Source organism: Pacificoceanicola niger, from assembly GCF_048553275.1.
Lineage (GTDB): Bacteria > Pseudomonadota > Alphaproteobacteria > Rhodobacterales > Rhodobacteraceae > Pacificoceanicola.
In genome coordinates this window covers 327,112-348,567 of record NZ_JBLZMW010000001.1, presented here as the reverse complement: position 1 = coordinate 348,567, position 21,456 = coordinate 327,112, and the positions used below count along the sequence as shown (strand labels likewise).

19 protein-coding genes and 1 riboswitch are annotated in these 21,456 nt (G+C 63.4%); of the genes, 5 read left to right on the top strand and 14 right to left on the bottom strand.

The genetic code is table 11. The features are described from left to right. Window positions 1-37: 37 nt before the first annotated feature. The 3 genes from ACN2XU_RS01670 to thiB are packed head-to-tail and all read right to left on the bottom strand — an operon-like array spanning window position 38 to window position 3,205. The gene (locus tag ACN2XU_RS01670) at window positions 38-745 is read right to left on the bottom strand and encodes a thiamine ABC transporter ATP-binding protein (protein WP_419408644.1); all 708 of its coding nucleotides are present in this window, start codon (window positions 743-745) and stop codon (window positions 38-40) included. Further along, window positions 738-2,249, bottom strand: coding sequence for an ABC transporter permease family protein (locus ACN2XU_RS01665; RefSeq protein WP_419408643.1), 1,512 nt, complete (start codon window positions 2,247-2,249; stop codon window positions 738-740). The genes ACN2XU_RS01670 and ACN2XU_RS01665 overlap by 8 nt, the downstream gene beginning before the upstream one ends. Then, a complete protein-coding gene (thiB, locus tag ACN2XU_RS01660; RefSeq protein ID WP_419408642.1) occupies window positions 2,225-3,205 on the bottom strand; it encodes a thiamine ABC transporter substrate binding subunit in 981 nt (326 codons plus the stop codon). Before thiB ends, ACN2XU_RS01665 begins: the two co-directional genes overlap by 25 nt. 46 nt (window positions 3,206-3,251) lie before the next feature. Next, window positions 3,252-3,362: riboswitch (TPP riboswitch) on the bottom strand. Between the two features lie 91 nt (window positions 3,363-3,453). On the opposite strand from thiB, the gene aroC reads away from it, so the two are divergent. Then, complete coding sequence (aroC, locus tag ACN2XU_RS01655) at window positions 3,454-4,560, top strand: chorismate synthase (RefSeq protein ID WP_419408641.1); 1,107 nt, start codon at window positions 3,454-3,456, stop codon at window positions 4,558-4,560. 19 nt (window positions 4,561-4,579) lie between these two features. Here aroC and ACN2XU_RS01650 read toward each other — a convergent pair whose 3' ends face one another. After that, the gene (locus ACN2XU_RS01650) at window positions 4,580-6,568 is read right to left on the bottom strand and encodes a methyl-accepting chemotaxis protein (protein ID WP_419408640.1); all 1,989 of its coding nucleotides are present in this window, start codon (window positions 6,566-6,568) and stop codon (window positions 4,580-4,582) included. 125 nt (window positions 6,569-6,693) lie between these two features. Next, entirely contained in the window at window positions 6,694-7,569 is an 876-nt protein-coding gene (locus tag ACN2XU_RS01645; RefSeq protein WP_419408639.1) for a DMT family transporter, read from the bottom strand. Between the two features lie 132 nt (window positions 7,570-7,701). Here ACN2XU_RS01645 and ACN2XU_RS01640 point away from each other — a divergent pair, with 132 nt between their 5' ends. Then, a complete protein-coding gene (locus ACN2XU_RS01640) occupies window positions 7,702-8,154 on the top strand; it encodes a YbjN domain-containing protein (protein WP_419408638.1) in 453 nt (150 codons plus the stop codon). A gap of 127 nt (window positions 8,155-8,281) precedes the next feature. Here ACN2XU_RS01640 and ACN2XU_RS01635 read toward each other — a convergent pair whose 3' ends face one another. The 4 genes from ACN2XU_RS01635 to ACN2XU_RS01620 form a co-directional block, all read right to left on the bottom strand. Further along, window positions 8,282-9,397: a site-specific DNA-methyltransferase gene (locus ACN2XU_RS01635; RefSeq protein ID WP_419408637.1), complete on the bottom strand. Its 1,116-nt coding sequence runs from the start codon at window positions 9,395-9,397 to the stop codon at window positions 8,282-8,284. Between the two features lie 90 nt (window positions 9,398-9,487). Continuing rightward, window positions 9,488-10,117, bottom strand: coding sequence for a ribonuclease HII (gene rnhB / locus ACN2XU_RS01630; protein WP_419408636.1), 630 nt, complete (start codon window positions 10,115-10,117; stop codon window positions 9,488-9,490). Window positions 10,118-10,328: 211 nt separating this feature from the next. Continuing rightward, the gene (groL, locus tag ACN2XU_RS01625) at window positions 10,329-11,975 is read right to left on the bottom strand and encodes a chaperonin GroEL (protein ID WP_419408635.1); all 1,647 of its coding nucleotides are present in this window, start codon (window positions 11,973-11,975) and stop codon (window positions 10,329-10,331) included. A 69-nt stretch (window positions 11,976-12,044) separates the two neighbouring features. Then, window positions 12,045-12,332, bottom strand: coding sequence for a co-chaperone GroES (locus tag ACN2XU_RS01620; RefSeq protein ID WP_419408634.1), 288 nt, complete (start codon window positions 12,330-12,332; stop codon window positions 12,045-12,047). A 271-nt stretch (window positions 12,333-12,603) separates the two neighbouring features. Here ACN2XU_RS01620 and ACN2XU_RS01615 point away from each other — a divergent pair, with 271 nt between their 5' ends. Both ACN2XU_RS01615 and ACN2XU_RS01610 read left to right on the top strand, forming a co-directional pair. Further along, window positions 12,604-13,092: a GNAT family N-acetyltransferase gene (locus tag ACN2XU_RS01615; RefSeq protein ID WP_419408633.1), complete on the top strand. Its 489-nt coding sequence runs from the start codon at window positions 12,604-12,606 to the stop codon at window positions 13,090-13,092. A 303-nt stretch (window positions 13,093-13,395) separates the two neighbouring features. Continuing rightward, window positions 13,396-14,316 (top strand): DMT family transporter, encoded by a 921-nt coding sequence (locus ACN2XU_RS01610; RefSeq protein WP_419408632.1) that lies wholly within the window; start codon window positions 13,396-13,398, stop codon window positions 14,314-14,316. A 45-nt stretch (window positions 14,317-14,361) separates the two neighbouring features. Here the strand turns inward: ACN2XU_RS01610 and ACN2XU_RS01605 are convergent, their stop codons facing one another. After that, the gene (locus tag ACN2XU_RS01605; protein ID WP_419408631.1) at window positions 14,362-15,048 is read right to left on the bottom strand and encodes a DUF2161 domain-containing phosphodiesterase; all 687 of its coding nucleotides are present in this window, start codon (window positions 15,046-15,048) and stop codon (window positions 14,362-14,364) included. Window positions 15,049-15,112: 64 nt separating this feature from the next. Here ACN2XU_RS01605 and ACN2XU_RS01600 point away from each other — a divergent pair, with 64 nt between their 5' ends. Continuing rightward, window positions 15,113-16,102, top strand: a complete 990-nt coding sequence (locus tag ACN2XU_RS01600; protein ID WP_419408630.1) for a TraB/GumN family protein — start codon at window positions 15,113-15,115, stop codon at window positions 16,100-16,102. A 63-nt stretch (window positions 16,103-16,165) separates the two neighbouring features. Here ACN2XU_RS01600 and ACN2XU_RS01595 read toward each other — a convergent pair whose 3' ends face one another. The 4 genes from ACN2XU_RS01595 to coaBC form a co-directional block, all read right to left on the bottom strand. Further along, window positions 16,166-18,187 (bottom strand): M3 family metallopeptidase, encoded by a 2,022-nt coding sequence (locus tag ACN2XU_RS01595; protein ID WP_419408629.1) that lies wholly within the window; start codon window positions 18,185-18,187, stop codon window positions 16,166-16,168. Window positions 18,188-18,599: 412 nt separating this feature from the next. Beyond that, on the bottom strand, window positions 18,600-19,667 hold the full coding sequence (locus tag ACN2XU_RS01590) for a HesA/MoeB/ThiF family protein (RefSeq protein WP_419408628.1): 1,068 nt from the start codon (window positions 19,665-19,667) through the stop codon (window positions 18,600-18,602). Further along, window positions 19,667-20,128 carry a dUTP diphosphatase gene (dut, locus tag ACN2XU_RS01585; protein ID WP_419408627.1) on the bottom strand — a complete coding sequence of 154 codons (462 nt, stop codon included), beginning with the start codon at window positions 20,126-20,128 and terminating at the stop codon, window positions 19,667-19,669. The genes ACN2XU_RS01590 and dut overlap by 1 nt, the downstream gene beginning before the upstream one ends. Window positions 20,129-20,206: 78 nt before the next feature. Then, the gene (gene coaBC, locus ACN2XU_RS01580) at window positions 20,207-21,406 is read right to left on the bottom strand and encodes a bifunctional phosphopantothenoylcysteine decarboxylase/phosphopantothenate--cysteine ligase CoaBC (RefSeq protein ID WP_419408626.1); all 1,200 of its coding nucleotides are present in this window, start codon (window positions 21,404-21,406) and stop codon (window positions 20,207-20,209) included. Between the last annotated feature and the right edge of the window lie 50 nt (window positions 21,407-21,456).

Genomic DNA, 21,456 nt, shown 5'->3' with positions numbered 1-21,456 from the left:
CATGACGACCATCGCGCGAGACAGCCTGTCGGTCGGGCTACCCCGCACCCGAGCCAAGATAGGCTCTCAGCGCCTCTGGCGGGTTGGCAAACAGGCTCTGCGTGTCCACCGGCGCATGCACGCGCCCCTCATCGACATAGACCACCTCCTGCGCAAAGCGCCGCGCGTCCGAGGGGTCGTGGCTGACCAGCAAGACGAGGGCCTCCGCAGCACCGGCAACCGCTTCGACCTCCTCCAGCATTTCTGTCCGGAGCGCAGGCCCCAGCGCCGCAAATGGCTCGTCGAGCAGGATGATCGGCCGCGCCTGCAGAAGCACCCGTGCGAGTGCCCCGCGCGCCTGTTGCCCGCCCGACAACGCCCCGGGCCTGCGTCCGCCAAGGTCATCAAGCCCCATGCGGCGCAGGGCGTCCGCCACAAGGCCCGCCTGCGCAGCGCTCAACCGCCCGCCATCGGGGCGCAGCGCCAATCCAAGGTTCCGCTCCAACGTCAAATGCGGAAACAGGTTCTGATCCTGAAAGAGCATCGACACCGGCCGCGCCTGCGGCGGGAGCGCGCCGATATCCGTCCCCTGCCAGCGGAGCGCGCCCGCCTGCGGCGCACGAAATCCGGCAATCACATCGAGCAGCGTCGATTTGCCCGCGCCCGACGGGCCAATCACCGCCACCCGCCGTCCCGCGTCCAGCCGCAAATCGCCCGCCAGCGAAAAGCCATTCTGCGCCACGCGCATCCCGGTCAACTCAAGCACCCACGCGCCCTCCCCTGTCCATCAGCCAGAATAGCCCGAGGCTGAGGCACAGCAGCAGCAGCGAGGCCCCAGCCGCCGCTTCCATCTGGTAGGACCCCATGAGGCGATAGACCTGCAGCGGCAAGGTCGCGCGGTCCGGATCGGCAAAGAGCGCAATCACCCCGAGATCGCCCATCGCCAACGCTGCTGTCAGCCCCGCCGCGAATCCAAGCGGCCTGCGCAGACGCGGCAGCAGAACCAGTCGCGCCCAGGCCCCGGGCGTCAGCCCGACAGTCGCCGCCAACCGCCCGTAATCCGCACGAATCTCTTCCGCCTCCGGTCGCAGGATCCGCAGGGCGAAGGGCAGCGCCATCAGCGCGTTAACCAGCCCCGTCACCGGCAAGGCCATGCTGAACGGGTTCACGAAAGGGCGCAGGATGAGAAACAACCCGGTGCCCAGAACCAGCGGCGAGATCGCGATCGCCGAGAGCGCCAGCAACTCGCCGCGCCGCGTCGCCAGTGGCAGCGCCCAGATCAGGCAAAGCGCGGTCGAGCAAAGCGCAACAACCAAGGAATGCCCGGCTGCACGAAATGTGTCGGGCCCAAGCATCAGCAGCCCCGGCGCCCCCCGCCAGACCACCAGGGCCAGCGGCAACAGCAGGAAAACCGCCACAAGGCCGATCCAGAGGCCATCCCAGAGCCGCGCCAGCAATCCCTGCCCGTCCCAGCGCGGCTGCACCCGGTCGAGCCCCGCACCAAAGCCCGCGCCCAGTGACACCCGCCACGCCACCATCCCGGCCGTCAACGCCAATGCCAATTGCATCCCGGCGAGCAATGCCGCGCGTCCAAGGTCGAAATCGAAGCGCATCGCCTGGTAGATCGCCAGCTCCACCGTCGTCGCGCGCGGCCCGCCGCCCAGCGTCAAAGCCACCGCAAAAGACGTCAGACAGATCACGAAGATCACCGCAAAGGCGCCCGGCAGGATGCGCAGCAGGAGCGGCCACTCCAACACCCGGAACTGCGCCCAGGGGGTCAGGCCAAGCGAGGCGGCCAGCCGCAAACGTTCGGACGGGATGGCCAGCCAGCCTTGCAGCAGCATCCGTGTCGCCAGCGGCAGATTGAAGAAGACATGGGCCAGCACAACCCCGTGCAGCCCGTATATATCAAAGCGCGGCAAACCCAGCGCAGCAAGGGCCGCATTGACCAACCCGGCACCACCGAACACCGCAAGCAGCCCCATCACCGCCACGATCACCGGAAGAATGAAGGGCGCCCCAAGCAGCGCAACCAGAACCCCGCGCCCGGCAAACCGTCGCCGCGCAAGCGCCCGCGCGACCGGAACTGCGAATACGCAGCTGAAAAGCCCGGACAAAAGCGCCTGCCACAGGGTGAACCGCAGCGCGGCCAGATCACCGGGCCGCAGGGCACCAAAACCCTCCGCCCGAATCAGGACCACGGCAATCGGCCCCAGCGTCAGGAGCGCCAGAGCCGACCCGGCGGTTATTGTGACAGCGCGCTGCGCCATGCCTCGATCGCTTCGTCCCGCAGGGCCGCAGCCTCATCTTCGGAGTAGAAAAGCACCTTTTCCGGCAGGTCGAGCTTCTGGAAGCCCTCCGGCCACTTGTCCCTGGACAAGGCCGCCGGGATCGACCAGTTGCCCGTCGCGATCATGCTCTGGAACGCCTCCGTCAGGATGAAATCCATGAAGTCCTGCGCCAATTCCGGTTCGTCGCTGCCCGCCAGCTTTGCCGCCAATTCCACCATGAAGTAGTGGCCTTCGGGGAAGATCGCCGCCTTCTTGGTCTCGTCGCCCTCGGCAATGATGTGATAGGCGGGCGAGGTGGTATAGCTGAGCACCATGTCGGCCTCGCCATCGGTAAAGAGGCCGTAGCTCTCGGACCAGCCGCGCGTCACCGTGACGATCTTCGGTGCCAGCCTGGTCCAGGCCTCCTTGGCTTTGTCGCCATAGACCGCCTGAACCCACAGAACCAGCGCCAGCCCGGAAATCGACGAACGCGGGTCCTGAATAACCAGCCGCAGATCGTCCGGCGCGTTCAGCAGATCCTCGAACGACGCCGGCGGGGTGTCGATCCTCGTAGTGTCATAGACGAACGCCGTGTGGCCGTAGTTGAACGGCAGGAACACATCATCGCTCCAGTCGATCGGCAGCGTCAGCGGCGACAAGTCCACACCATGCGGCGCAAACAAACCGCTTTCACGGGCCTTTCGGGTCACATCGGTATTGAGGCCGATGACCACATCCGCCTCCGTTCGCGCGCCTTCGAGCAGCAGGCGGGGCAGCAGATCGCCAGGCTTGAACTGCAGATCGCAGCCGCAGCGCGCTTCGAACAGCTCTTCGATCTTCGGACCCGGCCCCCATTCGGAGGCAAAGTAATCAGGGGCATAGACGGTGAGAACGGGCGTGTCCGCCAGCGCCGCGCTGGCTGCAAACAATCCCGCTGCAAATGTGAGGGCCTTCATGGCGCGTCTCCTATCTGCGGCGAAAGGCAAGATAAGGGGCCATGTGCGGCTGTGTCCCGACCTTCCCTCCGCCGGTGTTAACCGGTTCAGGTTCAACGGGTTGATGCGATTACGCAAATCTCAGGCAGATCAGGCTCTACCACCCCGAGGTAAGGCGCAAACTAGGGCCGCATCCACGACGGTTCAAGCGGGAAATGGCTTGAGGGCAGGACCCCGCTGGCCTAACAGATGCGCAAAGGAGACCCCGCATGAGCCTCAACAGTTTCGGACATCTCTTCCGCGTCACCACCTGGGGAGAAAGCCACGGACCCGCGCTTGGCGCCACAATCGACGGCTGCCCGCCGGGGGTCACCATCGACGAGGCCATGATCCAGCACTGGCTGGACAAGCGCAAACCCGGTCAGAACAAATACACCACACAGCGGCGCGAGCCGGATGCCGTGCGTATCCTCTCCGGCGTCTTCGAAGGCAAGACAACCGGCACACCGGTCCAGCTGATGATCGAAAACTCCGACCAGCGCTCCAAGGATTACGGCGACATCGCCGAAAAATTCCGCCCTGGTCATGCCGATATCACCTACTGGCAGAAATACGGCATTCGTGACTACCGGGGCGGCGGACGGTCCTCGGCGCGGGAAACCGCGGCCCGCGTCGCGGCAGGGGGGCTTGCGCGGGCGGCGCTGGACCATCTCGCGCCGGGCATCGAAATTCAAGGCTACATGACCCAGATGGGGCCGCATGGCATCGAGGGTGACCGGGACCTCGCCCAGATCAACGAAAATCCGTTCTGGGTGCCCTCGGCACAGACCGCGGAAACCTGGGCCGCCTACCTTGAACAGTTACGCAAGTCCGGAAATTCCGTGGGCGCGATCATCGAAGTGGTTGCCCGGGGGGTGCCTGCCGGTCTCGGCGCACCGGTCTACGGTAAGCTCGACACCGACCTCGCGGCCGCGATGATGTCGATCAACGCCGTCAAGGGCGTCGAAATCGGCGAAGGCATGGCGGCGGCGATGCTCACCGGCGAAGACAACGCCGACGAGATCTTCATGGGCAACGATGGCAAGCCGGTCTACAGCTCGAATCATGCGGGTGGCATTCTGGGCGGCATCTCGACCGGGCAGGACATCGTTGTACGCTTTGCCGTAAAGCCGACTTCCTCGATTCTGAAAACCCGACAGACGATCACCAAATCCGGCCAGCAAACCGAAATCATCACCAAGGGCCGACACGATCCCTGCGTCGGCATCCGCGCGGTCCCGGTTGGCGAAGCCATGTTGGCCTGCGTGATCCTCGATCACCTTCTGCTGCATCGTGGTCAGATCGGCAACTCCGGTGGCAGGATCGGCCCGGCCTGACCCGGCCGGGCCAGCGATCCTAGAAATCGCTCCAGAGTCCGGGCGCTTCATTGACGCTCCTTGGTCGTTGTGGCGCGGGCTCGGGCGGGAGGATTGCGGCCTCCTCCCAAGTGCCTGGGACCGCCTCCAATGGCTCCGGCTCGACCTCCAGATCGCTGGACCCCAGAGCGCTGACCGGACGGTCCCGGACCGGTGTGTCATCCACCACCGACATTGCTTGCTCGCCTGTATCGCCTTTGATTTCAGCCTCCGGCGACCGCGCAGGCGTGGCCGGCTGTGCCGGATCGGCCCCGGAGAATCGCGCCAGGATCGACGACAGGCGCTCCGCCTCCGCGCTCAACTCGCGGCTGGCCTCTGTCGTGTCGTTGACCATCGCGGCGTTTTGCTGCGTGGCCTTGTCAAGCTCGGCAACGCCGACGTTGATCTCCTGAACGCCTTGCGCCTGCTCCTGCGCAGAGGCCGAAATATCCGCGACAAGGACCGACACCTCATTCACGCTCTCGACGATGTCCTTGAGCGTCACTGACGTCTCTTCGACAAGCCGTTCCCCCGCCGATACCTGTGCGGAACTGTTGGAAACCAGTTCCTTGATCTCGCTTGCCGAGATCGACGCACGCTGCGCCAGCGAACGCACTTCCGACGCCACCACGGCAAAGCCGCGACCCGAATCGCCAGCCCGTGCGGCTTCAACCCCCGCGTTCAGCGCCAGGAGATTGGTCTGAAAGGCGATATCGTCGATGACCCCGATGATCTGGGTGATCTGTTCAGACGACTTGGCGATGGACCCCATGGCCGATTGCGCCCGCGCCATCACCTCGCCGCCGCGCTCAGCACGCTCACGGCCCGTTACGACCTTTTCATCGGCACTCCTGGCTCGCTCAGCGGCGGACTGGACACTCTGCGCCAGTTCTTCGAGCGCGGCGGCGCTTTCTTCAAGCGTCGCGGCCTGCAATTCAGAGCGGCTGGACATTTCTACAGACATCCGCGACAGGTCACGCGAATTGGCATTAACCATGGCGCCGCTTTGACGCAATTCCCCGACAAGCGCCCGCAACCCACCAGACAGTGCATTGAAGTCATTGCAGAGTTTAACATAGTCCGCGCCAAGATCACTCCAGTTTTCGGTGCGTATTTCCTGATCCAGTTTGCCCTCCTTGAGCGCGGTCATGGCCAGACCAAGCTCATCGAACAATGCAATCCGGCTTTCGTTGTCTTTTCGCTCGCGTTGTGCGGCGTCCTCCGCCTTCGACAATTTGTCGCGCAGGGCCGCGAGGCTGCGGGCAATTGCGCCGATCTCATCGCGGCGTTCGGTGCCCGCGATCTCGCTGGTGAAATCCTCATCCGCCAGCGTTTTCACGGACTCGGTCAAGGTGCGGATCGGCTTTGCCAGGATATGACCGCTGAAAATCGTCACCACGGCCCCGATCAACACGGCGACGGCACTGACGACAAGCTGCCACATGGCGGCATCTTGCATCACAGACTGCATGGACTGCTCGATTTCCGCCGCTTCCACCTCCGTGCGCCGCACGATTGAGCCAAGCTTGAACATCGCTGTGCGCAAAGCCCGATCCGCCTCATCAGCAATCGCCGCGCGCTCGTCCTGTGTCGTCGCCGCCCCGGCTCGTGCACCAAGCGCGGTGACAAGGCGAAGCCCATCTCCAATCTGGAGCAATTCCTGGCCGGTGGGCGTGTTTGCCCAGCTCAGGTTGGGCACGCTTTCGAGCGTCGCAGCGACCTCCTCCATCGCAGCGTCGACCGGGTTCCAGCGCGCTTCTGGATCGGAGAGATAGCGCAGAACCTTCGTTTCCGCCGATGAGATCGACACTTCCAGCGATTGGAGCATGGCGCCCTTGTCAAACATCGCCCGCAGGTTCTCTCCACTCCTGCTGAGCTGACGCTCGACAAGCAGGGCCATCGCGGACACCACGACAAGCGCGACCATCAGAACAAGCGCGGACAACAAAAGCTGAATCCGCACCGAAAACTTACTCAAAAACCGACTCATGTCGCACCTCACGTCAGATTAGCAACCGTGGTTTCCACCACGCGTTGTTCCCGGTGCTTTATCGGTCGCGCAGGTTAATAATACCTCGCCCGCCGCTACTTCCGATCAATAAAATTCTGACTTTTTTAAACCGGTTTTCGCTCGGGAATTTTCGACAGCTGAACCGCAAGGATTCCGGCTGCGATAATGGCGACACCGACCATGTCGAGTGGCCGAAGCGCCTCTCCCAGCATTACCGCGGCGATGGCTACCCCAAAGAAAGGATTGAGAAAATGGAAGGTTGCCGCGCGTACCGCGCCAATTCGGTTGACCAGAACAAACCACACCAATGTCGCCGCAAGGCCCGGCACCAGAGTCGTGTACACAAAGGCCACGATCAGCGTGAGCGACCATTGCACCTCCAGGGTCTCGAATGCGGCGAACGGCATCAATGCGGCGCTGCCAATCAACATTTGCAGGCCCACGACCATCAACATGTTGCCCCCGGACGTCGCGCCACGCATCGACAAGGTCGCCACCGTCAACGCCACCACACCGACCACACAGAGCGCCACGCCATAGGCATCGAAACCGCCGCCAAAACGCGCGCCCATGATCAAGGCAACCCCCGCCACACCGGCCAGCAGGCCAAGCGCGCTCAGCGGCCTCAGACGATCCCCGAGGACAAGCCAGCCAGCCAGCGCCACAAGGAGCGGCATGGTCGAGGCGATGATCGCCGCCAGCGAGGCTTCGACGGTCTGCATGGCGACAAAATTCAGCCCCAGATACAACGCGTTCTGGCAAATCCCGAAAATCACCGTTGCCCGCCACTGGCCGCGCGTCAGGCGCCACGTCTGCCCCAAGGCCCGCGCAATGATCACGGCCAGCAGGCCGGAAATCAGGAACCGCAAGGCCAGCGCCGACAACGGCGGCGCTGCCGCCACGATGATCCGGGCCGAGGTGAAGGCGGAGGACCACATGACCGCAAAGGCCAGTCCCATGAAAAGCGCGCGTAAATCCATGACGAACCTGTAGAACGTCAATCCCGCAGAGGAAACCGCTTTTCGACACAGGACCCCGGTCGGGCCAGCGTTGCCGCACCACCCTGTTGCCGTTAGCATGGTGCGTACATTCTGATCAGGCGAGGTCCAGCCATGAAACCCATTGTTCTCACGTTCGCGGCGCTCCTTGCCGCGCCTGCTTTTGCCGATGTCGATGCGTCGAATCCGGCCCGGCTCTACGATCTGCTGCGCTCCGAAGGCTACGCAGTCGAACTGGGCCGCGATTCGGTGGGAGATCCGAAGATTTCCGTCAAATACGAAGGCACCGGTTTCCAGATCTTCTTTTATGATTGCAGCGACAACGTCGAATGCCGCACCATTCAATACCAGACCGCATATGATATGACCGATGGCATGGCCTATGCCCAATCCAATGAATGGAATGCCACCAAACGCTATGCGACCGTTTATCTCGACGATGAAATGGACCCGTTCCTGCAAATGGATGTGAACGTCGATTACGGCGTCTCCGAGAAGAACTTCGTCGACAATTTCAAGATGTGGACCCGCGTGATGAAGGACTTCGAGGACTATATCGACTGGTAAGCGCACCACGCACCAAAACGAAAAAGCCCCGCCTGACACGCAGGCGGGGAAAGTTGGCGCCTCGGATGACACTCACGAGGCACCGGCGGTGTTCTTGAATTTCTGAAAACCCGGAAGGGCGCGCGCCTTAGCTCGGACGCTCTTCCATCTCCGCGCGAATCTGCTGGCGCAGCACGTCGATCGGAACCGTCTTGCCGTCACGCTTGAAGCACCAGTAGGTCCAGCCGTTGCAGCTCGGCGCGTTCTCCAGCGCCGCGCCCACCTGGTGGATGCTGCCCTTCACGTCGTCGCCGATCAGTGTCCCGTCGGCACGGACCTTGACCCGGTGACGGCCATTCATGCTCCAAAGCTGCTCGCCCGGGCTCAGCATGCCGCGCTCGACCAGCTGCCCGAACGGCACGCGCGGCGCGGCGCGTTTGGACTGGGTGACCTCAAGGCAAGATTTGTCGAAGGGACGGATATCTGCAATCCGCTTCTGTGCCACCGTGCGATAGGCTGCCTCGCGCTCGATCCCGATCCAGTCGCGGCCCAGCATCTTGGCCACGGCACCGGTCGTGCCGGTGCCAAAGAACGGATCGAGCACCACGTCGCCGGGCTTCGTGCTGCCCACCAGAACCCGATGCAGCAGGCTGATCGGCTTCTGCGTCGGATGCGCCTTTTCGCCGTTCTGGTCCTTCAGCCGCTCATGGCCGTTGCAGATCGGCAGGACCCAGTCCGAGCGCATCTGGATGCCTTCGTTCAGCGCTTTCAAGGCTTCGTAGTTGAACGTGTACTTTGCGCCTTCGCTCTTGGACGCCCAGATCATCGTCTCATGGGCGTTGGTGAACCGCTTGCCACGGAAGTTCGGCATGGGGTTTGCCTTGCGCCAGACCACATCGTTCAGGATCCAGTAGCCTTCATTCTGAAGCGCGGCCCCAACCCGAAAGATGTTGTGATAGGAGCCGATGACCCAAATTGCCCCGTCGGGCTTGAGCAATCGGCGCGCCGCCTTGAGCCAGTCCTGGGTGAATCTGTCGTAGGCGGCAAAACTCGAAAACTGGTCCCAGTGGTCATCCACCGCGTCGACACGGGAATTGTCCGGTCGGTGAAGATCGCCTTTCAGCTGAAGATTGTACGGCGGATCCGCAAAGATCAGGTCCACCGACGCCTCCGGCAGACTGTTCATCATCTCGATACAGTCGCCATCCAGAATCGTGTTGAGGGGGAGCGCCTGCGCGCTCTTCAGCTTGGTCATCTTCGTCATTCTCTGCCTCTGTCCCGGCGCTTTTTGCGCTCTCGTAGATTGGCTTTGAAATTGAATCCTAACCGATTCGCCGTCAATTTCCTTTTTTAATCAGTCGCTTGAGAAATTATCTTGATACAAGATATTGTGGACCGGTTTGAACGAACGTCTATGGTGTGGGGTCACCCCCAGATTTCGAAGTGCATCTTTGTGACACTTGGTGGGGTAACCCGCGTTTGTTTCCCAACCATATCCTGGAAACTGTGTCGCGATCTCTTTCATGACATTATCGCGCCATGTTTTGGCCACAATTGAGGCCGCCGCGATGGAGGGTGATTTGCTGTCGCCCCTCACGATCGGGGTCGCCGGACAGGGCAGAACCGCCGGAAGGCGGTTGCCGTCGATCAACAAATGGTCGGGCGGGTGAGGCAGGTTTTCAATCGCGCGTTGCATGGCGAGATAGGTCGCCTGGAGAATATTGATGGCGTCGATCTCCTCGACCGTGGCCATCCCGATGCCCACCTCTGCCTGCTGCCGGATCAGCAGGGTCATCGCCTCGCGGCGTTTGCCGCTCAGGGTCTTGGAATCGCGCAGACCCTCGGGAAAGGCTTCGGGGTTCAGCACCACGGCGGCGGCCACGACCGGACCGGCCAGCGGCCCCCGGCCGACCTCATCTACGCCCGCCACGCGCCTGCCATGGCGCCAGTGGGGCGACTCGAAATGTGTGTTCAACGGCTTCATGCCCCCGTGAAACCGCAATCCGGCGCGGCGGGCAAGCCTCGGACCCGGTTCCGCGCCACTTCCCCGCACGCGACCGCAGCGCGACACACGCCAGCCCGCCGCCCTGCCCGCCGGTCCCGCGGGCATTCCACCCTCCGAAACGCAACAAAGGCGCCCGAGGGCGCCTTTGTCCTGACAGTCGTCAGTATTTCCGCAAGGGTGCGGGGGCTGATTACATCATGCCGCCCATGCCGCCCATGCCGCCCATGTCGGGCATGCCGCCACCGGCACCTTCTTTCGAAGGCTTGTCGGCCACCATCGCTTCGGTGGTGATCAGCAGGCCAGCAACGGAGGACGCGTCTTCCAGAGCGGTGCGGACAACCTTCGCCGGGTCGATGACGCCGAACTTGAACATGTCGCCATATTCGCCGGTCTGCGCGTTGTAACCGAACTTCAGGTCGTCGGATTCGCGCACCTTGCCTGCCACGACGGAGCCGTCGACGCCTGCGTTGGTTGCGATCTGACGCAGCGGCGCTTCCAGAGCGGCGCGGATGATCGCGATGCCACGATCCTGATCGGCATTCTCACCGGTCAGACCGTCAAGCGCCTTGGCACCCTGAACCAGGGCAACACCGCCGCCGACGACAACGCCTTCCTGCACGGCTGCGCGGGTCGCGTTCAGAGCATCGTCCACACGGTCCTTGCGCTCTTTCACTTCCACTTCGGTCATGCCACCGACGCGGATCACGGCAACACCGCCTGCCAGTTTGGCAACGCGTTCCTGTAGCTTCTCACGGTCGTAATCGGAGGTGGTCTCTTCGATCTGGGTGCGGATCTGGGAAACGCGCGCCTGGATCTCTGCCTTGTCGCCATGGCCGTCGACGATGGTCGTCTCGTCCTTGGTGATGGTCACGGTCTTGGCGGTGCCGAGCATGTCCATGGAGACATTCTCAAGCTTCATGCCGAGATCCTCGGAGATCACCTGGCCGCCGGTCAGGATCGCGATGTCCTGCAGCATGGCCTTGCGACGATCACCAAAGCCCGGTGCCTTCACGGCTGCGATCTTCAGGCCGCCGCGCAGCTTGTTGACCACGAGGGTCGCCAGCGCTTCGCCTTCGACGTCTTCCGCGATGATCAGCAGCGGCTTTTGCGACTGGATCACCTGCTCCAGCAGCGGAACCAGCGGCTGCAGCGACGAAAGCTTTTTCTCGTGCAGCAGGATCATACAGTCGTCCAGCTCGGCAATCATCTTGTCCGGGTTGGTGACGAAGTAGGGGCTCAGGTAGCCACGGTCGAACTGCATGCCTTCGACGACATCGGTCTCGGTTTCGAGGCCTTTGTTCTCTTCGACGGTGATGACACCCTCGTTGCCGACCTTCTGCATCGCGTCGGCGATCTGACGACCGATCTCGGCCTCACCGTTCGCGGAGATGGTGCCAACCTGGGCGACTTCGTCGGAGTTTTCGACGGTGCGGGCTGCGTCCTTGATGGCCTGAACAACCTTGGAGGTCGCCGCGTCGATGCCGCGCTTGAGGTCCATCGGGTTCATGCCGGCGGCAACCGCCTTCATGCCTTCCTTGACGATGGCCTGAGCCAGAACCGTCGCGGTGGTGGTGCCGTCACCGGCTTCGTCGTTGGTGCGGGAAGCGACTTCCTTCACCATCTGGGCGCCCATGTTCTCGAACTTGTCTTCCAGCTCGATCTCTTTGGCAACCGAGACACCGTCCTTGGTGATGCGCGGTGCGCCGAAGGACTTGTCCAGAACCACGTTCCGGCCTTTCGGGCCGAGGGTCACCTTCACCGCGTCGGCGAGGATGTTGACGCCACGAAGCATCTTGTTGCGGGCGTCGGTATCGAACTTAACGTCTTTTGCAGACATATCATGTTCTCCTGAATGGAATTGCGTTTAGCAGAGTGCGTCGGCGGGCACCGGGCCCACCGCGGCTCCTCAGGCGATAATGCCGAGGATGTCGCTCTCTTTCATGATCAGCAGCTCTTCGCCGCCCACGGTCACCTCGGTGCCGGACCACTTGCCGAAGAGCACCTTGTCGCCCTCTTTCACGGCCATCGCGATCAGCTCACCGCTGTCCTTGCGCGCGCCTTCGCCGCAAGCAACGATTTCGCCTTCTGCCGGCTTTTCCTTGGCGCTATCGGGAATGATCAGACCACCCTTGGTCTTTTCGTCACTCTCAACGCGGCGAACCAGCACGCGATCATGAAGCGGTTTAAATGCCATCTTCGAGTCTCCTTGCTCAAAGTTAGTGTTCTTACGCCCCTCTTCCGAGAGGCGTTAGCACTCATCGTGGTCGAGTGCTAACGACGCTTAGCTAGGCACCGGAAGCCGACGAGTCAACAGCGCAGTTTCGAAAAAATTCATCGCCCTGCGCCGTCCCCGTCACAGGTGGTTACCCGCAGCGCCTATTGAAACCCCGGGACGCGGGAAACCGCCGATCTTGCGACCAGCCCGCGCCTCTGGCAAAGAAGACGCGCCCCAAGGAACAGTCGCCATGTCAGACACGCCCTCCCTTACCCTGATCGAAACCGCGCCCACCGATCCACGCGCCATTGCCTGCCTCGAACAGTATTACGCCGAGCTGGCACGCCGGTTCGAAACCGGCTTTGACGTCCATCTCTCCGCCGATCCGGAAGCCACCGCGATGATGCCCCCACGCGGCAGCTTTCTGATCGCCGCGCGCGGCGAGACATTGCTTGGCTGCGTCGGTCTCAAGGGCACGGACAAGGGCTATGCCGAGGTCAAGCGCCTCTGGGTCTCGCCGGAGGCGCGCGGCCTCGGCCTCGCACGCCGCCTCATGGAAGCCCTCGAAACGCGCGCGCTGGCGCTCGGGCATGACGTTCTCAGGCTCGACAGCAATTCCATCCTGACAGAGGCCATCGCCATGTACCGCAAATGGCAATGGACCGAAATCGACCGTTTCAACGATGATCCCTACCCCGACGTCTTCTTCGAAAAACGGCTCGGCCCTGCGCTGCCCTAAGCCTAGACCCCGGCTTTCGCCTTGACGCCCGCGCGGCATTTGCGCAGGATAAGGTCAGGATACATTCCCTTTTCCCGCCTGACCGCCGCCCCGGCGCGAGACCGGCCGCATGACAGCTCTGGCAGGCCCGACGCCCTGCCGCCCCGCCCTCTGCTCCGATCCCCGCCCGGCGTTTCCGAGCGTTGCAGACCCACCCGCCGCCTTGTCAAGCACTCGGCGCGGCGGGTGTCCTGCGGTGCCGGCCCTTGGCGGGATGGGCCTGAGGTCCGCTGACCCGCGCAACGACAAGACCGGACACCCGTGATGCCCATTCAGCCCGCAAGCCCCGTGAACAACGGGCCCGCCCCCTTGGAGCCGAACAACATGCGCGGCATCGTCCTGATGGCGCTTGGGTTCTTCTGCTTCGCCGCCGGGGACATTCAGGCCAAGGTGCTCACCGAAAGCCTGCCCGCCCTGCAGATCACCTGGTTTCGCATGTTCGGCCTGTTTCTTGGCGTGGCTGTGGCGCTCGCCTTCAACCGCGGCCGCGCCCTGCGCACGAAAAACCCGATCCTGCAGGTCAGCCGGGGCATCGCTGCCGCGGGCTCGGCCACCTTCTTCATCATCGCCATCGGCCATGTACCGCTTGCCGATGCCGTCGCCGTCTCCTTTGTCGCGCCCTTCATCGTGACCGTGCTGGGGGCGCTGATCCTGCGCGAACCGGTCGGCATGCGGCGCTGGATCGCCGTCGCCATTGGCTTTCTCGGGATGCTGATCGTCATTCGCCCCGGCCTTGGCGTCTTTCACCCGGCCATCCTTCTGGTCGTCGTTGCCGCCAGCCTCTTTGCCACGCGCCAGATTCTCTCGCGCTGGCTCAGCGGCGGCGACAGCCCGCTGACCACGGTCGCCTATACCTCGATCAGCGCCACGCTCCTGCTCTCCTGCCTCGTTCCCTTTGTCTGGCAAACCCCGCAGGGCTGGCAAGTCTGGGCGTTGATCTTCGGCCTCGCGTCCTGCGCTGCCGTGGGCGAGGTGCTCGTGATCCGCGCGCTCGACATCGCCCAGGCCGTGGTCCTCGCGCCACTACACTATTCGCTGATCCTCTGGGGCACCTTCTATGGCTTCATGGTTTTTGGCGATCTGCCGGACCGCTGGACCCTGATCGGCTGCGCGATCATCGTCGCCTCCGGCCTCTACACCCTCCACCGCGAACGCCAGAGCGCGCGAAAGGCCCGCACTACCTGACCCTGCGGGCCCTGGCGCACCCGAAGGCCGCCATCCAAAGGCCGCTCAGCCCGTCTCGCGCTCCGGCGTCTCCAGACTGTGCCCCCAATCCGCCAGCCCCTTGCGGCCCGTCTCCGTCAGGGCATAGACCCCGGTTTCGACCTTTTCGAACCAGCCGTAGGCGTTGCGCCGCATGATCTCCGTCGCCTTCGCCACCCCCGTCGCCTTTGCCACGATCGAGCCCTTCTCGGCCCCCACGCTCGCCAAATAGGTCGCACAGGCCAGCGCATCCTGCCGATAGCCCGTCACGATTCCGTACCGCGTCGCGCCGCCATCGTTCGGATCGCCGCGCAACCGCTCGAACTCCCGCAACAACCGGTCCCGCTTTTTGCCATTACGCCGGGGCGCGGCGCCTCCGGGATCGCAATGCACCTCGACAAGACCATCCTCGCGCACCGTAATGAACCCCAGCCCGATGCGGCGACACAGCGCCTTGTTGTCTTTCATCACCCGTCGGGCGGAGGCCCCGCCGGGCCGGGGCACCGCGATATAAACGAGGTCCGACAGCGTCATCCGGGCCGCCGCCTGATGATAGAGCGACAGCGTGATTCGCAACTTCAGCTCGACGATCACCGGCTCCTCGTCGCCCCGCCGCGCCACGATGTCCGCCGCGCCGACCTCGCCCTTGACCTCATAGCCCTGACCCTCAAGATACCTCTTAAGGGGTGCATAAAGTTCGCTTTCCCGCCGCATCCTCGCCTGTTTCTCCCAAGATACCCGGGGGCAACCTTTGCCCATTCCAACGCGAAAGTCCAAGATGCTCCGCCTGTTCCCCGCCCTGATCGCCCTCGCCCTCGCCACCCCGCTGCACGCCGCCTGCGAGGGACAGGACCTGCGCGCCACCATGACCGCAGAGCAAAGCGATCGGCTCGCCGCGCGCCTCGACGGACGCCCCTACCCGGTCGGCAACCACTGGCTGGCCGAAAAAGCTGGCGAGAGACTGCACCTCATCGGCACAGTCCACATCAACGATCCGCGCCTGTCTGGCCCCGTAGCCCGGCTGCGCCCGCTGGTCGAAGAGGCCGCGCTCCTCCTTCTCGAACTGCCCGAGCGCGACCGCGCGAAAATGCAAAACCTGCTCGTCACCGAACCGGGCCTGATGCTGCTCGAAGGCGCCACCCTGCCCGAACTGCTACCCGAAGACGACTGGCAGCGCCTCGCGGAAGCCACATCCGCACGCGGGATTCCCGGCTTCATGGCCGCCAAATTCGAGCCATGGTATCTCTCCACGATCCTCGGCCTGCCGCCCTGCCTGATGGTTGATATCCAGGAACAAAACGGCCTCGATTATCAGCTCGAAGACGCCGCCCAAGCCGCCGGCACCCCAACCGCCGCGCTCGAACCCTTTGACAGCGCCATCCGCATCTTCGCGGATACGCCGCGCGAAGAGCAGCTGCACTGGCTGCTCGCTTCGATCAACCAGCCCGATCAGGGCGAGGATATGTTGGAAACCCTCCTCACAGCCTACGCCGAGGAACAGCACGCCGCCTCATGGCTCGCGCCCATGGTTCTCATGCCCCCGCTCGACGGCATGACGCAGGCCGCAATGGACGCCGAGCAGGCCGACATCGAGCAATCGCTCCTGAAAAATCGAAACACCGCCTGGATTCCGGTGATCGAACAGGCGCTCGCCGACACCGACGGCCCGGTCGTCGCCGCCTTCGGCGCCGGGCACCTCTCCGGCGAATTCGGCGTGCTGAACCTGCTGGCCGAGCGCGGCTTCACCCTCACCCGTCAGCCGTTCTGAGGCCAATGGGACGGCGGGCGGGGCGATGTCCGCAAGGACGAGCGCCGACCCACCGTCCGCTCCTCAGGCCGCCAGCCCGCGCCCTTTGAGCAGCGCATCCACCTGCGGCATCTTCCCGCGGAACTGCATGTAGAGATCCGCCGCCTCCTCCGATCCGCCCTTCGACAGGATGAATCCTTCAAGCCGCTTTGCCATCTCCGGATCGAACGGGCCGCCCGCCTCCTCAAAGGCGGCAAAGGCATCCGCATCCATCACCTCGGACCACATGTAGCTGTAATAGCCCGAGGAATATCCATCCCCGGCAAAGACATGCGCGAAATGCGGCGTCGCGTGGCGCATGGTGATCGCATGCGGCATCCCAATCCCCTCAAGCACCTCGGCCTGCTTCTGCATCGGATCAGCCGGCGCCGGGCCGCTGTGGAATTCAAGATCCACCAAGGCGGAGGCCACGTATTCCACCGTCTGGAACCCCATGTCGAACGTCGCCGCCTTCAGCACCTTCTCCAGCAGCGCCTCCGGCATCACCTCGCCGGTCTCCGCATGGGTGGCAAACTCCGACAGCACCTCCGGCACTTCCAGCCAGTGCTCATAGAGCTGCGACGGCAATTCCACGAAATCCCGCGCCACGGAGGTCCCGGACACCGATCCGAACTCAACATCCGACAGCATCTGATGCAGCGCATGGCCGAACTCATGGAACAAGGTCCGCGCATCGTCATAAGACAGCAACGCCGGTTTCCCCGCCGAGGGTTTGGCAAAGTTGCACACGTTCACAACGATCGGCGCCTTCGCGACCGGCCGCTTCGCCTGACTTTGGAAGGCCGAGCACCACGCCCCCGACCGCTTCGACGCGCGGGCGAAATAATCGCCAATGAAAACCGCCACATGCTCGCCGTTCCGCGTCACCTGCCAGGCCCGGCAATCGGGATGGTAGAGCGGCACATCCAGCGGCGCGAATTCCAATCCAAAGAGCCGCTGCGCACAGGAAAACGCCGCCTCGATCATCCGGTCAAGCTGCAGATACGGCTTCAGTTCCGCCTCATCGAGATCGTGCAGGGCCTTGCGCCGCTTCTCCGCATAATAGCGCCAGTCCCACGGCTCCAGCGGCGCGGAAAGCCCGTCCGCCATGAGCATCGCTTCCATCTCTGCCGCGTCCGACAGCGCCGCCGCCTTCGCCGGACCCCAGACGTCCATCAGCAGGCCGCGCACCGCCTCCGGCGTTCCGGCCATCTCCGTTTCCAGCTTGTAATGCGCGAAATCCGGATAGCCGAGCAGCTTTGCCCGTTCCTCGCGCAGCTTGAGCGTCTCTGCCGCCGCCGCGCGATTGTCGGTTTCGCCGCCATTCTCGCCCCGCGCCGTCCACGCCCGCCAAGCCTTCTCGCGCAGCGCCCGATCCGGCGAGAACTGCAAGAACGGCACGATCAAAGAGCGCGACAGCGTCACAACCGGCCCCGGCCGCCCCGCCGCCTCTCCGGCCGATCGCGCCGCATCGACCACAAAAACCGGCAGACCATTCAGATCCGCCTCGCCCAGATCCATCATCCAGGCGGCCTCATCCTTCAGCAGGTTTTGCGTGAAGCTGGTTCCCAGAACCGCGAGCCGCGCCTTCACCTCTTTCATGCGCTCCGCCGCCTCGCCGGTCAGCGCGGCCCCCGCGCGCACGAAACCGCGATGCGTCAGCATCAGCACCCGCGCCTCTTCCTCGCTCAGGCCCAACGCGTCCTTCCGCTCCCAAAGATCCCGCACGCGCGCAAACAGCGCCTCGTTGGAATAAATCGCCGAACTGTGCGCCGACAACTTGGGCGAAAAATCCCGCTGCATCGCCTGCCGCGCGTCGTTGCTGTCCGCGCCGGACACATTGTAAAATGTGCCGAGTACCTTATCGAGCGCCTCGCCCGCGCCCTCCATCGCCTCGATGGTATTGGCAAAGGTCGGCGGCTCCGGATTGTCCGCAATCGCCTCGATTTCCGCCATGTGTTCCTTCAATGCGATTTCAAGCGCGGGGGCGTAATCGTCATCGGAAATCCGGTCGAACGGCGCGAGGCCAAACGGCGTGTCCCATTCGGCAAGCAAGGGGTTGGTCATTCTCTGGTCTCCAGTCGATGTTGCCGTTCCGGCTTCGGCGGGGAAAGGCCGCGGATGTTTCATCGTCAGACACCGCCGCCACAGTCCGGAACGCTTTGATCAAAAGCTATGTCCCGCGCACGCGCCCTTCAACGCGCAAAGCACGTGACCCGCCGATTGTCGGGCAAAAATATTTTTCCATCTCACGCGAACGTGAGTCGGTTTTTCGGCACACCATCAATGCCGGGGCCGATCCCGGAGACTTTCGTACAAAACTCGGCGAGAATCGTACCAAACGGCTCCGGCGGGCCATGGCGCCGCCCCACATCGGCCGGGCATTTTGTACCAAACTCGGCGCCTTTTGTACCGAACGCATGTTACGAATCCCTTGACCGCCGGGGTTTAACGCAGCGCACGCTGCATAGTTGCTCCGTCAGGGCCCCTCTGCGCCACTGGCTCCGCGACCACCGCAAACCGGACAATCCGTCCGCGCTTTCAGTCCGATCTTGCGCGTCTCGCCCCACAGCGCGTCATAGATCAGCATCTCACCGCGCAGCACCTGCCCGGCGCCGGTGACCTGCTTCACAGCCTCCACCGCCATCATGCTTCCCACAACGCCCGGCAACGGCCCGAGCACACCAGCCTCGGCACAGCTCGGCGCCAGACCGGGCGCCGGAGCTTCGGGAAAAATACACTGATAACAAGGGCCTGAAGCCCCCGGATCGAACACCGACACCTGCCCTTCCCATTGGCTCAGAGCGCCGGAAATCAGCGGCTTGCCCTGCGTCACGCACACCCGATTTGCCAGATATCGCGTCTCGAAATTGTCCGTCCCGTCGAGCACAATATCATAGTCGTCGATCAGATCCGCCGCGACGTCCTCGGTCAGCCGACGCTTGTACGGCCTGACATCAATGAACGGGTTAACCGCCAACATGCGCTCCTGGGCGGAAAAAACCTTCGGTTTTCCAATATCTTGATCCTCATGAATCACCTGCCTCTGCAGGTTTCCGCTATCCACCACGTCATCGTCGATCACCCCGACCCGGCCAACACCCGCCGCCGCGAGATAGAGCAACGCAGGCGAGCCAAGCCCCCCGGCTCCGATCACCAGGATCCTGGCTTGCTTGAGTTTTTTCTGCCCCGGCCCGCCCAGCTCACGCAGCACGATATGACGCGCATAGCGATCAAGCTCGCCATCCTCGAAGACCCCCGCCTTCGCGGGAGTATTACCCTGCTCGCGCCGCTCGGACGCAGCCTTCAACCTCTTGACCGCAAAAGCATAAACCAGACCAAGGCCAATCAAACCGCCAAGGATAAGCCATCCCGCCGCCGACCCGCCCGTCGCCTGACGCAGACCGTTGCCCTCTGGCAGGACCAGATGCCCAACCACGAGCCCCACATACAGGATTCCCATCATGACCAGCCGCGCCCGAACCGGTGCGCCCATCAAATGACCCACGAACCAAAGCGCTGCAATCAAAAGAAAAATCAAGGTCATCAACGCCGCCCCGTTGACCCGAACCCGCCTGAACCGCGCGGCGTGTCCGGCAGCACATCCGTGGCGGCGAACCGCGCCTGAACCACCGGTGCCACCACCATTTGCGCGATGCGGTCTCCGTGTGTGATCACAAAATCATCCTCCCCGGCATTCATCACGATCACACCCAGCGGACCGCGATAATCCGCATCTATCGTGCCCGGCGCATTCGGCAAGGTGATCCCATGTTTCAACGCTAGCCCCGACCGTGGCCGCAGCTGAACCTCGAAGCCATCCGGGATTGCCAGCCGAAGCCCCGTTGGCACCAGGGCACGCGCGCCCGGCGTCAGTGTCACGGTGCCGCGATCCGGCAGATTGGCCCGCACATCCGCGCCCGCCGCCCCGGGCGTAGCGTAGTTCGGAACTCCCAGTGAGCGATCCGCATCCGCCTCCCAGACAAAGGCAATCTCACAGTGTTCCATGGCGGTTCCCATTGATATTTATCAGGTTTTCGGACCACAGACCGCAGAGCGATCAGCCCGCAATCATTGAAAGGTGCCTCAACGCCCGGTCAAGGCCTGCGCGATGCGCTGCGCCAGGCGTTTCGCCACGTCGGCCTTGCTCATCCGCGGCCATTCCTCAGCGCCCGTATCCGAAATGACCACGACCGCGTTTTCCAACCCGCCCATGATCCCTGTGGACGGGCTGACATCGTTTGCGACAATCCAGTCGCACCCCTTTCGATCCCGTTTCGCCGTGGCATTTGTGATCACATCATCCGTCTCGGCGGCAAACCCCACGACCAACCGGGGCCGACCGGTTGCCATCTGCGAGACCTCGGCAAGGATGTCGGGGTTCTCGGCAAACTCCAGAACCGGCAAGGCGCCTGCTTTCTTCTTGATTTTCTTATCACTTTCCCGGGCCACGCGCCAATCTGCAACAGCGGCCGCAAAGACGCCGGCATCCGCAGGCAAAGCGCTCAGAACGGCGTCGCGCATTTCGCGCGCTGTTTCCACGTTGACCACCTCCACGCCCGTCGGACGCGCCACATCTGCCGGACCGCTGACAAAGACGACCTCAGCGCCCAAATCCCGCAGCGCCGCCGCGATCGCCGTGCCCTGAGCGCCCGACGACCGGTTCGCGATGTACCGCACCGGATCTATCGGCTCATGGGTCGGCCCGGATGTGATCACAATCCGCCTGCCCTTCAACGGCCCCTCGGACAGGGCACCCTCAATGGCTGCGAGAATGGTCATGGGGTCCGACATACGCCCGGGTCCGAACTCTCCGCAGGCCATATCGCCGCTGTCCGGTCCGACAACGGTGATGCCATCTCCGTGCAAAACCTTCAGGTTTCTCTGTGTGGCCGGGTGCTCCCACATGCGCACGTTCATTGCAGGGACGATCATCACCGGCGTATCCGTCGCCATGAGCAAGGTCGAAGCAAGATCGTTGGCCAGCCCCGCGGCCATCTTGGCCATCAAGTCCGCAGTCGCAGGAGCCACGACCACCAGATCCGCAACGCGGCTGAGCTGGATATGCCCCATTTCCGCTTCTTTGGTGAGGTCGAAGAGATCTCTGTGGACCGCCTCCCCGGCCAAAGCCGACAGGCTGAGCGGTGTGACAAACTCTTCGGCGGCCCGTGTCATGACCGGCGTGACAGAAGCCCCACGCTCGCGCAGGCGCCGGATCAATTCAAGGCATTTGTAGGCGGCAATACCGCCCCCAACGATCAGCAGAATGCGTTTGCCGTCCAGCATGAGGCGCTCCTTGGGCATCAGGTTTGCCAAGTGTTAGGCGCTCAGGGCGG

Coding starts and splice junctions, on each gene's coding strand:
- ACN2XU_RS01665 (WP_419408643.1), bottom strand. CDS start 2,249: ATGGCGCAGCGCGCTGTCACAATAACCGCCGGGTCGGCTCTGGCGCTC.
- thiB (WP_419408642.1), bottom strand. CDS start 3,205: ATGAAGGCCCTCACATTTGCAGCGGGATTGTTTGCAGCCAGCGCGGCG.
- aroC (WP_419408641.1), top strand. CDS start 3,454: ATGAGCCTCAACAGTTTCGGACATCTCTTCCGCGTCACCACCTGGGGA.
- ACN2XU_RS01650 (WP_419408640.1), bottom strand. CDS start 6,568: ATGAGTCGGTTTTTGAGTAAGTTTTCGGTGCGGATTCAGCTTTTGTTG.
- ACN2XU_RS01645 (WP_419408639.1), bottom strand. CDS start 7,569: ATGGATTTACGCGCGCTTTTCATGGGACTGGCCTTTGCGGTCATGTGG.
- ACN2XU_RS01640 (WP_419408638.1), top strand. CDS start 7,702: ATGAAACCCATTGTTCTCACGTTCGCGGCGCTCCTTGCCGCGCCTGCT.
- ACN2XU_RS01635 (WP_419408637.1), bottom strand. CDS start 9,397: ATGACGAAGATGACCAAGCTGAAGAGCGCGCAGGCGCTCCCCCTCAAC.
- rnhB (WP_419408636.1), bottom strand. CDS start 10,117: ATGAAGCCGTTGAACACACATTTCGAGTCGCCCCACTGGCGCCATGGC.
- groL (WP_419408635.1), bottom strand. CDS start 11,975: ATGTCTGCAAAAGACGTTAAGTTCGATACCGACGCCCGCAACAAGATG.
- ACN2XU_RS01620 (WP_419408634.1), bottom strand. CDS start 12,332: ATGGCATTTAAACCGCTTCATGATCGCGTGCTGGTTCGCCGCGTTGAG.
- ACN2XU_RS01615 (WP_419408633.1), top strand. CDS start 12,604: ATGTCAGACACGCCCTCCCTTACCCTGATCGAAACCGCGCCCACCGAT.
- ACN2XU_RS01610 (WP_419408632.1), top strand. CDS start 13,396: ATGCCCATTCAGCCCGCAAGCCCCGTGAACAACGGGCCCGCCCCCTTG.
- ACN2XU_RS01605 (WP_419408631.1), bottom strand. CDS start 15,048: ATGCGGCGGGAAAGCGAACTTTATGCACCCCTTAAGAGGTATCTTGAG.
- ACN2XU_RS01600 (WP_419408630.1), top strand. CDS start 15,113: ATGCTCCGCCTGTTCCCCGCCCTGATCGCCCTCGCCCTCGCCACCCCG.
- ACN2XU_RS01595 (WP_419408629.1), bottom strand. CDS start 18,187: ATGACCAACCCCTTGCTTGCCGAATGGGACACGCCGTTTGGCCTCGCG.
- ACN2XU_RS01590 (WP_419408628.1), bottom strand. CDS start 19,667: ATGACCTTGATTTTTCTTTTGATTGCAGCGCTTTGGTTCGTGGGTCAT.
- dut (WP_419408627.1), bottom strand. CDS start 20,128: ATGGAACACTGTGAGATTGCCTTTGTCTGGGAGGCGGATGCGGATCGC.
- coaBC (WP_419408626.1), bottom strand. CDS start 21,406: ATGCTGGACGGCAAACGCATTCTGCTGATCGTTGGGGGCGGTATTGCC.